Source organism: Hyphomicrobium sp. (assembly GCF_041674905.1).
Classification (GTDB): Bacteria; Pseudomonadota; Alphaproteobacteria; order Rhizobiales; family Hyphomicrobiaceae; genus Hyphomicrobium_B.
Genome location: NZ_JBAYUV010000001.1, coordinates 146527 through 159293, shown reverse-complemented (window position 1 = coordinate 159293; position 12767 = coordinate 146527). Strand labels below are relative to the sequence as shown.

Sequence of the window (12767 nt, the reverse complement as noted above, 5' to 3'; positions counted from 1 at the left end):
GAGCCGGCCGCCATGCGCGTAAGCGCGCTACTTCTTCTGCGCTGAGATCTGCTGATCGACGTCGGCCTGCATCTTGGCCGTCATGACGTTGAAGTCGTTTTTCAGCGTCGTGCACGCATCCTTCTCGCCATCGCAAACAACCGACATCGTGATGACGAGGTTATCGCCCTGCTGGATGGGCTTGCGGCAGACGGCGGCCGGATAGGCCGGGTGGCCTTTCACCGTGAATGTGTACATGACCGAGCTGTTTTTCTCGTCGTCGCTGTAGGCGACGTACTGCTCGCTTTTGTAGACCTGTTTCAAACCGGGTTTCGCCGAATAGCGCTCGATCAACTCTTGCGCCTTGCCGGTCGGATCGCCGCAAAAGGCCTCCGCCGCGGTTACCGTCGGACCGGCTGCGGGCATCGGCGTGGGCGCGAGCTTCACGACGGGATCATCGGCTAGCGCCGGAAGCGTTAACGCGAGAAGCGTTGCGGACGAGATAACAAAACCCAGAACACGAGAGCGATGCATATGCGAGTATCCCAGCAGGAAGTTTGCCGGGCTATATACCGAAACTTCCCGATCGTCACTCGTGAATTCCCGGCAAGGTTAGGTTTCGACGCACAAGCAAATGAGCGCCGCCCATCCATCCTTTCGTCATGGCCGCGCAGGCGGCCATCTCCGACAATTCAGATTGGAGCGATCGTCATGGAATTCAGCGGTTGAGAGGCAACACTCCTCTTGTTGAACGTCGCGTGGATGGCCGCCTGCGCGGCCATGACGGTCCGGGAGACCCGTCTCATCATTGTCTTGCGTACGATGTTGTCTTGCGTCCGATAAAATCACGGGCACGCTGGAGCTGATTTCGTCAGCCTGCTAGGCGCGCTTCGATGGCTTTCAATGCATCGCCCGCCTTCGCACCATCGGGACCGCCAGCCTGCGCCATGTCGGGACGGCCGCCGCCGCCCTTGCCGCCAAGCGCTTCGGCTCCGGCCTTGACGAGATCGACGGCGCTCCATGACTTGACGAGATCGTCCGTCACGCCGACCGCGAGGCCCGCCTTGCCGTCCTCGGTCACGCCGACGATCGCGACGATGCCCGAGCCGACCTGCTTCTTGCCGTCGTCGATCAGGCCACGCAGATCCTTGGGATTGAGACCCTGTACGGTGCGCGCCAAGAGCTTCACATTGCCAATGCTGCGGATGGCGTCAGCGCCATCAGTCGCGCCGTTGACGCCGCCACCGAGGGCGAGCTGCCGCTTGGCGTCGGCCAACTGCTTTTCGAGAACCTTGCGTTCCTCGAGGAGATGCTTCAGCCGCTCGATCAGATCTTCCGGCCGCGTCTTTAAAACGCTCGCGGCTTCGTGCACGCGCTGATCCTGCTCGTCGAGATAAGCGCGCGCGCCCTCGCCCGTCAGAGCTTCGCTGCGGCGAACGCCCGCCGCGCTGCCGCTTTCGGCAACGACGCGGACGAGACCGATGTCGCCGGTGCGCGACACATGCGTGCCGCCGCAGAGTTCGACCGACCATGCCTTGTTGGCGCCGGGGCGCATCGAGCCCATCGAGACGACGCGGACTTCATCGCCATATTTTTCACCGAAGAGCGCCATTGCTCCGGAAGCGCGCGCTTCGTCGAGCGCCATCAGCCGCGTGACGACCGGCGTATTCTCGAGCAGCACAGCGTTCGCGATGTCTTCGACGGCTTTAATTTCGTCGGCCGACATCGGCTTGGTGTGCGAGAAGTCGAAACGCAGGCGGTCGGGTGAAACGAGCGAGCCTTTCTGCGCGACGTGCGTGCCGAGCACCTGTCGCAAAGCTTCATGCAGAAGGTGTGTCGCCGAGTGATTGGCGCGCGTGGCCAAGCGACGGGCGTGATCGACTTCGATCTCGACGGCATCGCCGGCCTTGAAGCTGCCGGACTCGACCTTGCCCACGTGCACGAACAGATCGCCGAGCTTCTTTTGCGTATCCGTGACGCGGAACAGCGCGCCCTTCGCACCTTTGATGACGCCCTGGTCGCCGACCTGACCGCCGCTTTCGCCGTAGAACGGCGTCTGATTGAGGACGAGCGCGCCTTCGTCGCCGGTCTTCAATTCTTTTGCTTCCTTGCCTCCCGCGACGAGTGCCACGACGATGCCTTCAGCCGTCTCGGTATCGTAGCCCAAGAATTCGCTGGCGCCGGTCTTGTCCTTGATCTCGAACCACAGGCCTTCGGTCGCCGCTTCGCCGGAGCCTTTCCAGGCGGCCTTGGCGGCTTCCTTCTGCTTTTTCATCGCGGCGTCGAACGCCTTGGTATCGACCGCGATCCCACGCGGCTTCAGCGCGTCTTCTGTCAGATCGAGCGGGAAGCCGTAGGTGTCGTAGAGCTTGAACGCGACGTCGCCGGGGAAGACCGCGCCCTTTGTCATGCTCGCGGAGCTTTCGCCCAGGAGCTTCAGGCCGTTGTCGAGCGTGCGCTTGAATTTCGTTTCTTCGAGCTTCAGCGTTTCGGTGATGAGCGGCTGCGCGCGCACGAGTTCGGGATAGGCGTCTCCCATCTCGCGCACCAGCGACGGCACGAGATGATACATCAATGGTTCGACGCAACCGATCTGCGCGGCATAGCGCATAGCGCGGCGCATGATGCGGCGGAGGACGTAGCCGCGGCCTTCGTTCGACGGCAGCACGCCGTCGGCGATCAGGAAGCTTGTCGAGCGGAGGTGATCGGCGATGACACGGCGCGCGACGTTCAGGAACTCGGGGCCTGCGTCTCCGCCCGTTTCCTTGGCGCCGGTCTTGGCGGCTTCCTGGCGGATCGATTGGATGAGATTTTCGAAGAGATCGATTTCATAGTTGTCGTGCTTGCCCTGCAGCACAGCCGCGACACGTTCGAGGCCCATGCCGGTATCGATCGACGGACGCGGAAGATCGACGCGATCGCCGGGCGACCGCTGCTCGAATTGCATGAACACGAGATTCCAGATCTCGATGAAGCGGTCGCCTTCGGAGTCTGGCGAGCCCGGGGGACCGCCGGGGATTTTATCGCCGTGGTCGAAGAAGATTTCCGAGCACGGACCGCACGGGCCGGTGTCGCCCATCTGCCAGAAGTTGTCGCTGGAGGCGATGCGAATGATACGGTCGTCGGAGAAGCCCGTGATCTTCTTCCAGATTTTGTAGGCTTCGTCGTCGGTGTGATAGATCGTGACGAGAAGGCGCTTGGCGTCGAGGCCGAATTCTTTCGTCAGCAGGTTCCAGGCCAGCTCAATGGCGCGATCTTTAAAGTAGTCGCCGAACGAGAAGTTGCCGAGCATCTCGAAGAACGTGTGGTGGCGCGCGGTATAGCCGACGTTGTCGAGGTCGTTGTGCTTGCCGCCGGCGCGGACGCATTTCTGCGACGACGCGGCGCGCGGGATGGCGCGCGTCTCCTGGCCGGTGAAAACGTTCTTGAACTGCACCATGCCGGCGTTGGTGAACATCAGCGTCGGGTCGTTGCGCGGGACGAGCGGCGACGACGGCACGATCTCGTGCCCTTGTCTGCCGAAGTAGTCGAGAAACGAAGAGCGGATTGCGCTGACGCCAGCCATGTGTGCTTTCAAGCCTTATTCGCGGATATAACCGCCCGGACGCAAGCGTCCTTGGAACGGTTCAAGGCCGCCGTTGTAGCGGCGGCCCGTGAGGGTGTCCAGAAACGGCGGGTGAGACTGAAAGGCCGCCGCGCCGCTTGAGATTTTCAGGATTGCCGTTGCCGTGGATGGCCGCCGGTGCAGCCATGACGCGGGGGGACGTTCCTTAGTCATTCATCGGCAGTCATTCTCGGCCCGGGCCGGAACTTCAATGCAAGATTTGCCGCAAGCACAATAAGGGGCCTGCGGCGCGCCTTATACTGGGTCCCCGGCCGTCGCGCGGCGACGCGCGCTCGGCCGAGGATGACGGTATATTCGTCAGCGTTTGCCCTTGGCGATTTTCTTGGTCTCCTCATCGGGCAGGACGCCGTCCTCGTCCGGCTCCTCGCCGTCGTCCTCACCCGCGTCCGGGTTGACCAGCATCTTTTCGACGATCAATCCGGCGTTGGCGCGAATCGCATTTTCGATCTCGTTGGCGGCCTTCGGGTTTTCCTTAAGATACGTCTTGGCGTTCTCGCGCCCCTGGCCGATGCGATCACCGTTATACGAAAGCCAGGCGCCCGACTTTTCGACGATGCCGGCCTTGACACCGAGATCAATCAGCTCGCCGACTTTCGAGATGCCTTCGCCGTACATGATGTCGAACTCGACCTGCTTGAAGGGCGGCGCCACCTTATTCTTCACGACCTTGACGCGCGTCTGGTTGCCGACCGCTTCTTCCCGCTCCTTGATCTGGCCGATGCGGCGGATGTCGAGGCGGACGGACGCATAAAACTTCAGGGCATTGCCGCCCGTCGTCGTTTCCGGATTGCCGAACATGACGCCGATCTTCATGCGGATCTGGTTGATGAAGATCACCATCGTATTCGACTTCGAGATCGCGGCGGTGAGCTTGCGCAACGCCTTACTCATAAGGCGCGCCTGCATGCCGGGTTGCATATCGCCCATCTCGCCTTCAAGCTCGGCCTTGGGAGTCAATGCCGCTACCGAATCGATGACCAGCACGTCGATGGCGCCGGATCTGACGAGCGTGTCAGCGATCTCAAGCGCCTGCTCGCCCGTATCGGGCTGCGAAATCAGAAGGTCCTCGATCTTGACGCCGAGCTTCTTGGCGTACCCCGGATCGATGGCGTGCTCGGCATCCACGAACGCGCAAATTCCACCCTTCTTCTGGGCCTCCGCTATCACCTGCAGTGTCAGCGTGGTCTTGCCCGAGGATTCCGGTCCATAAATTTCAACGATACGGCCCTTCGGAAGTCCGCCGATACCAAGCGCGATATCCAGACCAAGCGAGCCCGTCGAAATTGCTTCGATGTCGATTTTATCATTAGCGCCCAGGCGCATGATCGAGCCCTTGCCATGGAGCTTGTCGATCTGTTGAAGCGCATGTTCGAGCGCCTGCTTCTTGTCCATTTTGCCCCCTTCGAGCACAGTCCAATCCGGCCGTTCCATCGTCGTCACCCTCAATATGGCAAGCGCCCTGCGCCTTCAATTAAGGATATATGTACCCTATTTGTTCCAAAGTCGTCAATCACGTTTTGTTCTTATCGCGCCTAAATAAGCGCAACTTATCGAGTGGACATGCCGGACCTAGGCTATCGCTCGCCTCTACGGCGTCATAGCCGGATGATTTCAGGAAACGCAAACGAGGTATTTGGACATGAGCGCAGCAAGCGGCCGTTTCGGAATTCGTATCGGCGAGGCCCTGGTGGCCGGCGGTCCTCCAGGCACGGCGGCGGAACCCGAGGTCGCGATCGGCGAACTGGATGGCCCCTTCGGCACGGCATTCGCGACGCTTCTCGGCGACCAGACCAAGGGCCACAGCAAGGTGCTGTCGCTGCTCAACACCGACGTCATGGTGCGTCCGCCAACGCTCTGCGTCAGCAAGGTGACGGTCGAGAACGAGCGCTACACGAACATCTTGATGGGCACCGTGCAGTACGCAACGTCGATGGGCGTTCTGGACGCGGTGCGCTCGGGCGACCTGCCGCGCGATAAGGTCGACGACCTCGGCATCATCGTGTCGGTGTGGCTCAATCCGTCGGTCGCCACGATCGAGAAGCTCGACCACAAGATCCTGTTCGACATTCATCGCAAGGCGACGGCGCTCGCTATCCACAAGGCAATGACCTATCAGCCGACGATCGACTGGCTGCTCGAGAACCAGGACAAGGTCATTCACAAATACTTCGAGAAGGGTCTCAAGGGCGAGATCTGAGGTTCGGCGTCTACCGTTCGAGCCGTTCGGAAGACAAGCATCGGCATGGCGTGGATGGCCGCCTTCGCGGCCATGACGTTATGGTTTTGATGCTATGAGCGGAACTTGAGAAGCCGAGCCAAGACGAACTCTTACGGATTATCACAAATCCGTTCGTACACCCGCAAACCCGTCATGGCCGCGCAGGCGGCCATCCACGGCGTTCGGTTCGCACATGCGGGCGGTCTTCTGATGATCAGAAGACCGCCCGTATCCTACTTCGTCGGGTCGTCCTTTGCTTTCGCAATGAGTTGTATTTGCGAAGAAGCCCATCGTGTTCCCTGCTCGTTGAGGGGAGGTGATTGCGGGCCAACCACACACGTGTAGAGCGACGCTGCTCCAAATTTTGCCGTTTTATTTGGCGGCTGAGCTTGCGAAGCCGTTCGGGAACCCAGCGGAAGAATTGCGGAAGGTCCGATATCGCGTCTGCGACGAGTCTTGTGCTGATCCCCGGCCGTCGCATGGCGCTCGGCCGAGGATGACGAAGTCCGCGCCTACTTCGCGAGTTCTTCCTTCACCTTGGCGGCGAGTTGCGGCAGCGAGAATGGCTTCGGCAGGAAGGCGAAGTTGTCGGAGCCCATGCTCTCGCGGAAGGCTTCGTTCGGATAGCCCGAAACGAAGATCACCTTGATCGACGGGTTGCGCTGCCTGAGTTCCTTGAAGAGCGCCGGGCCATCCATCTCCGGCATCACGACGTCCGAGACGACGATGTCGATCATGCCCTCGTTGGCCGCCATGATTTCGAGCGCCTCGACGCCGTCCGTCGCTTCCAGAACCTGATAGCCCTGACGCTTCAGCGCCCGCACCGCGAACTGGCGCACCTCGACCTCGTCCTCGACAAGCAGCACGCGGCCGGTGCCGGTGAGATCGGTCGCATTCACATCCCCCCGGCCAGGGTTGATCGGTTGCGGCCGCACCGGCGGCGCCTCTTCGTTGTCCTCGACGACATAGCGCGGCAGGAAGATTTTAAAGGTCGTGCCTTTGCCGAGTTCGCTCTCGGGGAAAATGAAACCGCCGGACTGCTTGATGATGCCGTAGACGGAAGCGAGCCCCAGGCCCGTGCCCTTGCCGATGCCCTTGGTCGTGAAGAACGGCTCGAAGATCTTCGCCATCACTTCCGGACTCATGCCGGTGCCGGTGTCGGAGATTTCGAGCAGTACGTATTCGCCCGGCGTGAAGCCCGCGGCCGGGCTCATGCGCTGGCTTTCGCGCTCGGTGACGTTCCGCGTGCGGATCGTCAGCTTGCCGCCGTCCGACATCGCGTCGCGGGCATTGCGGGCAAGGTTCAGGATGACCTGATAAAGCTGGTTGCTGTCGGCGCGGACATACCAGAGATCGCGCCCGGCCTGAAACTGCAGATCGATTTTCTCGCGCACCTGCGTCTTGAGCATGGCACGCATATCCGACGTCAACTCGTTCAGGTCGAACACCGAGACTTGCTGCGTCTGCTTGCGGGAAAAGCCAAGCAGTCCAGCGACGAGATTGGCGGCGCGGTACGCCGCCGATTGGATGTTCTTGATATCCTTGTACGATGGATCACTCGGGCGATGCGTCTGCAGCAACAGGTCGGAAAAGCCGATGATGGCCGTCAGCACGTTGTTGAAATCGTGCGCGATACCGCCGGCCAGATTGCCGACCGCTTCCATCTTCTGAGCCTGCGAGACCCTGTCCTCGAGCTGCTTCTGCTCGGTCGCGTCGATGACGTAGAGCGCGGCGGCGGCGCCACCCGATACGGCGGCGAGCGGCGACATGAACACGCGGCACGTAAACTGTTTCTGATCGCCCGACGTAATCTCGATCGGCTGGACATTGCCGCGCCCGGCAAGGACCTCGGCGAGCCCTTCCTCGATGCGCGTGCGCTCGCTGGTGTCGCCGGTCCGGCCCAGCGCTTCGGAGGCCAGCACGTCCTGCGCCGGACGGCCGTCGAGCACCAGGCGCATGAACGCGGCGTTGCAGCTCGCGATCCGTCCTTCGCCGTCAATCGTCGCGATGCCGAATGGCGCCGATTGAAAGAACTGCGAGGCGCGAACGTCCTGATGCGTGCGATCTCCGAGTCCGGCTGTCAGCCGGTTGATGGCGGTGATCGTGAAGCCCTGATCCGGTTGATCACCAACGGGTTCGACGAGAAGCGTCAGCGGCACCATACGGCCGTCCTGACGCGTCAGGTCGAGATCGACGACGCGCTGGTCGGCTTCCGGTATCTCGGCCATGTGCTCGAGAAGACGAGCGCCGTCGCTGCCGGCCAACTCGGCCAAGCGAAGATGGTGCGATCGAAGCGAGCCGACCGGATAGCCGAGCCAATGCTCGAACGCGGCGTTGACGTGGAGGATGGTTCCGTCGCCGGCGATCGACATGAAACCGGCCGGCATCGTATCGAAGGCAGCAAGCGCGGTTTCGAGAGTACCTACGCGCTGTGCTTCCTGCGCCTTGTCTTTCGAAATGTCCCTGATCCGCCACAGCGCAAGGCGCTGACGCGTCACGGTGCCGTCGCCATTACCGGTCGATACGAACGGGCGAACCGAAATCCTGACCCATGCCGGACGCCGGCTCGGACCCGGCCGCAGGTGGACATCCTCGTTGCGTATCTCGCCGCGCTCAGCGGCGCGCGTCAGGCGGAAGAGGGCTTGCGTCGCTTCGGGTTCGGCACTCATGACGGCATCGAGAGCGGCGAACGCTCCGGCTTCGTGGCGGCCGAACATGTCGTCGAGCGCCGCATTCGCGTAGACGACCGTGCTGTCGAGATGCGCGAGAATCTGCGGCTCGTCGCTGGCGTCGGCGGCAGCCTTGAGCAGGTCGCCCGGCGCGACGCGGGCTCCGATGCGAATGTGGCCGGCGGCGACGCCGAAAATCAGGAACATGCCGAGCATCGCCAGAACCGCGATCACGGTCAGCAGAACCGGCTTGCCGGAGCTGCTCGCAAGCAGGCCAAAAACCAAGGCGCCCGCCGCGGCAACGATCAGTGCTATAGGGAGGAAACCGCCGAACCCTTCCGCTGTGTTCAGCGGATCGATCGTGGCGGCATCGATCCTCAACGCCTCGCGATCCTTCATGGGCTCGGAATCTATCTGATTCTCGATGGCCGGGGCGTCAGTCTGGAGCATGGGAACTGGAACTCAAACGCAACTGCAACTGTGCCGCAACGAGTCGGCGCTTTTCTGTTGGCTAAGACTTCCCTCAAGAGAGTTAACATGCAGTCAACTCGCGTGTATCGATCGCACTCTCTTGCAAGATTTCGACACGCGGCATTCAGGCAACCGGCGCGAGGCACGCATGCAAACTTATATTTTCTGGACGTTGCTGTTGGTCGTGCTGGGGCTGGCAAGCGCGGGAATCGCGGTTTTCGTGCGGGCTTATTTGAATGGGACCAGCCCGTCGTCGGTTCTGTTCCGGCAAAAAGGCGAGCGCCGCCTCGAAGTCGTCGATCATGCCAGTGTCGACAGCCGCAGAAAGCTGGTGCTGATCCGGCGCGATGGCGTCGAACATCTGCTCATGACCGGCGGACCTGTCGATGTCGTCATAGAAACGGGCATTACACCGCCCGCCGCGCCACCACATGCTGAAATTTCGGCGCCCCGCGAGCGCGGAGGCTTCCGGCGCCCGCCGATGTTCGGACGCGGCGCGCAAACTCCGCCTCCGTCGGATACGGGGCCGCAGTTTTAGGGATTGAGGAATAGGGAATTGGGACTAGGTGGCGGAGGCCGGTGATCGCAGGTGAGAGCAGGCTGGTTCCACCAAACGGCATGAGGCGATTCAAATATTGCGTGCAAATCCGTCATGGCGGCGAAAGAGGCCATCCACGACCGGTTTTGCTGGATTTTGTCGTAACTGCCTCAGTCAAATTACCGCGAACCGTCGACGTCGCCGAAATCAGCCAGCGTCAGCTTGCGAAGATCGAAGGGCCTGACGGCGCTCGCGACCTTATCCTGCCGAACGATCTTCGCCGCTCGTGCGAGTGTCTTGCGCGCCGCCGGCGTATTCCACATGGCGGGGCTTGCGGTCGCGTCCACATAGGGAAGCGCATTGACCCACGATGCCGACGACAGGATGGCGCTTGCCATCGTCGCTGCCGCCGCTACCGTCAGCGTAGACGAGATCGTAATCGACACGAGCGTTACCCTTCTCTTCTTGCTCTGCGCCGGGCGACTCCCCTTCGGGGAGCCGGCCGCCCGGCGCGGACGTTGCTCTGCGCCGCCGACTTCCCTCCGGGGAGCTGGCCGCCCGGCGCGGACGTTGCGCTGCGCCGGTGCCCCTCCTCCGGGGAGCCGGCCGCCCGGCGCGAACGGCCGGGCGCACAAGCTGTGGTAGAAGAGTGTCGTCCTAATCAATTAATGGCCGGTAAAGCCGTGTCGCGGAATAGGACGGCCAAGGTCAAGTCGCGCCGTGCCCAGGCTTATTCCTCGCGGTAAACGCGCTCGCGACGCTCGTGGCGCTCCTGCGCTTCGACGGAAAGCGTGGCGATCGGGCGGGCATCGAGCCGCTTCAGGCCGATCGGTTCGCCCGTATCCTCGCAATAGCCATAGGTGCCGTCCTCGATCCGGCCGAGCGCCGCATCGATCTTGGAGATCAGCTTGCGCTGGCGGTCGCGCGTCCTGAGTTCGGTCGCGCGGTCGGTTTCCGACGTCGCGCGATCGGCGAGATCGGCGTGCTGGGTCGAATCCTCGTGCAGGATGGCGAGCGTTTCGCGCGTCTGGCGCAAAATTTCGTCTTTCCAGTCAAGCAGCCGCCTGCGGAAATAAGCCTTGTGCATGTCGTTCATGAACGGCTCGTTGTCCGAGGGCTTGTAGCCAGCAGGAAGAACGATATCTGCAATCTTTACGCGCGGAGCCATCTTCTTGTTCGTACCCTCTGACTTCTTGGACGCCGGTTTTGGCGTTGCGGCCGGCCGCGCTGCAACTTTTGCTGCCGCAGCCTTCTTTACTGCTGGTTTAGCGGCCATTGCCATCTTCTCTTTGGAAGACGGAGCCGGTTTTGCCGCCGTTTTCTTTTTGTCTGCAGCAGGTTTGCCTGCCGACGTTTTGCTGGCCTTTGCCGACTGAGCGGACTTGGCAACAGCCTTCTTATCGGCGGGTTTTCTCTTCGCCGTCTTTGCCGCGATTGTCTTGCTCATCGTCCGCCTCTCCTGAGGCTTATGCGCTCGAGCTGATAATCGTTGCCGAAGGAAACTCGATCCAAATGGAATCGGGCCCCGTTTCCGGCCGATCCTTATCTATTCGAGACGGCCTTAAGTCAAGCACGCGCGGCGGCCAATCCGCGTCTAAAAGCGACTTAATTATCGATGCAAAAACAATGGCTTGAACCGAACAGTTCTGCAGCATGCCAGGATCGGGGACGTTCGTCCTACGCCTGTCGTGCGTTTCCGTCATCTTGCCCGCCCTTTCGGGCGACCCTTAGAGTGGGAGACCACAAACTCCGAGGTCACGGCATTTCATGAAATTCGAGGGCACCTCCTCCTACGTTGCGACCGACGATTTGAAGGTCGCGGTCAACGCCGCCATTCAGCTGCAGCGTCCGCTTCTCATCAAAGGCGAACCCGGGACAGGCAAATCGGTTCTCGCCGCCGAAGTTGCAAGAGCGCTTGGCGCGCCATTGATCGAATGGCACATCAAATCGACGACGAAGGCGCAGCAAGGCCTTTACGAATACGACGCCGTTTCGCGACTGCGTGACGGCCAGCTCGGCGATGAGCGCGTCAAGAACATTGCGAACTACATCAAGCGCGGCAAGCTCTGGGAGGCGTTCACGGCGGCCGAGCGGTCCGTGCTGCTGATCGACGAAATCGACAAGGCGGACATCGAATTTCCGAACGATCTGCTGCAAGAGCTCGATCGCATGGAATTCTTCGTCTACGAGACGGGCGAAACGGTGAAAGCCACGACGCGGCCGATCGTGCTCATCACGTCGAACAACGAAAAAGAATTGCCCGACGCGTTTCTCAGGCGCTGCTTTTTCCACTTCATCAAGTTCCCCGACGCCGAGACGATGCGGCGTATCGTGGACGTGCATTTCCCTGGGCTCAAAAAACAGCTGGTCGGCGACGCGCTACGGATTTTCTACGAATTGCGCGATGTCCCGGGCCTCAAGAAAAAGCCGTCGACCTCGGAATTGCTCGACTGGCTGAAGTTGCTTCTGCACGAGGATATCGATCCCGCCCTTATCCGCGAAAGCGATCCGCGCAAGCTCGTGCCGCCACTCGCCGGAGCCCTCATCAAGAACGAGCAGGACGTCCATCTGCTCGAGCGTTTGGCGTTCATGACGCGCCGGCGCAAGGACTAGCCGCCTCGCGAACGTCCGGCTCTCATGTCACCAGGACAATCATCGAACCGGCTCTCGCAACTGCGAATTAGATGAAATTCGTTCTCTTATCGCGAACCATGTTCAGTTGCCTGGCCGCATTTCCCGCCAATCGCCTTGATTTCGGCCGGTGATTGCGCCTGAATGCCCGCACACCTACTTAACTCAGCGGTGAGACTACTTTTGCGGCTAGGAGATGTGTCATGAGAAAGTTGCTAATTGCGCTGGCTGTACTCGGCGCGCTTGGGAGCGCGGCTTGCGATAGTCAGAAGGAAAAAGCCGATAACGCTGCCGACAAGGCTGCGACCGAAAGCACGACCGCCGACAAAGCGGCGGCTGACGCCGACAAGGCGGCAACGGAAGCCAAGGAAGCGGCCGATAAGGCTGCAGCAGAGAAAGCCGCCGCAGAGAAGGCCGCTGCGGAAACACCCGCCCCAGCACCCGCGGCTGGCGACAGTACGACGCCGAGCCCAGCTCCGGCGCCCTAAGCATTTCCCGTCACCATCGGCGGTTTATTTACTGCTATTCGAAAAGGGGGCTAAGCCTTCCGGCCTAGCTCCCTTAAGATATGCGTAGTGCGTATTTGACGCGAACGGCAATTACCATTCTGTGAATTGCCGGCCATATTTAAGCCTC

The 12767-nt window shown here is 61.2% G+C and carries 11 protein-coding genes; 5 read left to right on the top strand and 6 right to left on the bottom strand.

The annotated features are described in order from the left end of the window. Positions 1-27: 27 nt before the first annotated feature. From WC026_RS00785 to recA, 3 genes are all read right to left on the bottom strand, one after another. Complete coding sequence (locus WC026_RS00785) at positions 28-513, bottom strand: hypothetical protein (RefSeq protein WP_372708888.1); 486 nt, start codon at positions 511-513, stop codon at positions 28-30. Between the two features lie 337 nt (positions 514-850). Further along, positions 851-3544 carry an alanine--tRNA ligase gene (gene alaS / locus WC026_RS00780; RefSeq protein WP_372708887.1) on the bottom strand — a complete coding sequence of 898 codons (2694 nt, stop codon included), beginning with the start codon at positions 3542-3544 and terminating at the stop codon, positions 851-853. A 357-nt stretch (positions 3545-3901) separates the two neighbouring features. After that, complete coding sequence (gene recA, locus WC026_RS00775; RefSeq protein ID WP_372708886.1) at positions 3902-5035, bottom strand: recombinase RecA; 1134 nt, start codon at positions 5033-5035, stop codon at positions 3902-3904. A gap of 208 nt (positions 5036-5243) precedes the next feature. On the opposite strand from recA, the gene WC026_RS00770 reads away from it, so the two are divergent. Beyond that, positions 5244-5801, top strand: a complete 558-nt coding sequence (locus WC026_RS00770) for a formaldehyde-activating enzyme (RefSeq protein WP_372708885.1) — start codon at positions 5244-5246, stop codon at positions 5799-5801. A gap of 533 nt (positions 5802-6334) precedes the next feature. Here WC026_RS00770 and WC026_RS00765 read toward each other — a convergent pair. Further along, positions 6335-8941: a response regulator gene (locus WC026_RS00765; protein ID WP_372708884.1), complete on the bottom strand. Its 2607-nt coding sequence runs from the start codon at positions 8939-8941 to the stop codon at positions 6335-6337. Between the two features lie 169 nt (positions 8942-9110). On the opposite strand from WC026_RS00765, the gene WC026_RS00760 reads away from it, so the two are divergent. Then, positions 9111-9500 carry a flagellar biosynthetic protein FliO gene (locus WC026_RS00760; protein WP_372708883.1) on the top strand — a complete coding sequence of 130 codons (390 nt, stop codon included), beginning with the start codon at positions 9111-9113 and terminating at the stop codon, positions 9498-9500. Between the two features lie 179 nt (positions 9501-9679). On the opposite strand, the gene WC026_RS00755 is transcribed toward WC026_RS00760, so the two are convergent. Both WC026_RS00755 and dksA read right to left on the bottom strand, forming a co-directional pair. Further along, positions 9680-9946 (bottom strand): hypothetical protein, encoded by a 267-nt coding sequence (locus WC026_RS00755; protein ID WP_372708882.1) that lies wholly within the window; start codon positions 9944-9946, stop codon positions 9680-9682. A gap of 284 nt (positions 9947-10230) precedes the next feature. Continuing rightward, entirely contained in the window at positions 10231-10668 is a 438-nt protein-coding gene (gene dksA, locus WC026_RS00750) for an RNA polymerase-binding protein DksA (RefSeq protein ID WP_372708881.1), read from the bottom strand. A 4-nt stretch (positions 10669-10672) separates the two neighbouring features. Here dksA and WC026_RS00745 point away from each other — a divergent pair, with 4 nt between their 5' ends. The 3 genes from WC026_RS00745 (at position 10673) to WC026_RS00735 (ending at position 12619) form a co-directional block, all read left to right on the top strand. Continuing rightward, positions 10673-10876 carry a hypothetical protein gene (locus WC026_RS00745; RefSeq protein WP_372708880.1) on the top strand — a complete coding sequence of 68 codons (204 nt, stop codon included), beginning with the start codon at positions 10673-10675 and terminating at the stop codon, positions 10874-10876. Between the two features lie 391 nt (positions 10877-11267). After that, the gene (locus tag WC026_RS00740) at positions 11268-12113 is read left to right on the top strand and encodes an AAA family ATPase (protein ID WP_372708879.1); all 846 of its coding nucleotides are present in this window, start codon (positions 11268-11270) and stop codon (positions 12111-12113) included. A gap of 221 nt (positions 12114-12334) precedes the next feature. After that, positions 12335-12619: a hypothetical protein gene (locus tag WC026_RS00735; RefSeq protein WP_372708877.1), complete on the top strand. Its 285-nt coding sequence runs from the start codon at positions 12335-12337 to the stop codon at positions 12617-12619. Positions 12620-12767: the final 148 nt, after the last annotated feature.

Bases quoted from the DNA above. Each gene is read 5' to 3' on its own strand.
- alaS (WP_372708887.1), bottom strand. From the start codon at position 3,544: ATGGCTGGCGTCAGCGCAATCCGCTCTTCGTTTCTCGACTACTTCGGC.
- WC026_RS00735 (WP_372708877.1), top strand. From the start codon at position 12,335: ATGAGAAAGTTGCTAATTGCGCTGGCTGTACTCGGCGCGCTTGGGAGC.
- dksA (WP_372708881.1), bottom strand. From the start codon at position 10,668: ATGGCTCCGCGCGTAAAGATTGCAGATATCGTTCTTCCTGCTGGCTAC.
- WC026_RS00785 (WP_372708888.1), bottom strand. From the start codon at position 513: ATGCATCGCTCTCGTGTTCTGGGTTTTGTTATCTCGTCCGCAACGCTT.
- recA (WP_372708886.1), bottom strand. From the start codon at position 5,035: ATGGAACGGCCGGATTGGACTGTGCTCGAAGGGGGCAAAATGGACAAG.
- WC026_RS00760 (WP_372708883.1), top strand. From the start codon at position 9,111: ATGCAAACTTATATTTTCTGGACGTTGCTGTTGGTCGTGCTGGGGCTG.
- WC026_RS00770 (WP_372708885.1), top strand. From the start codon at position 5,244: ATGAGCGCAGCAAGCGGCCGTTTCGGAATTCGTATCGGCGAGGCCCTG.
- WC026_RS00765 (WP_372708884.1), bottom strand. From the start codon at position 8,941: ATGCTCCAGACTGACGCCCCGGCCATCGAGAATCAGATAGATTCCGAG.
- WC026_RS00740 (WP_372708879.1), top strand. From the start codon at position 11,268: ATGAAATTCGAGGGCACCTCCTCCTACGTTGCGACCGACGATTTGAAG.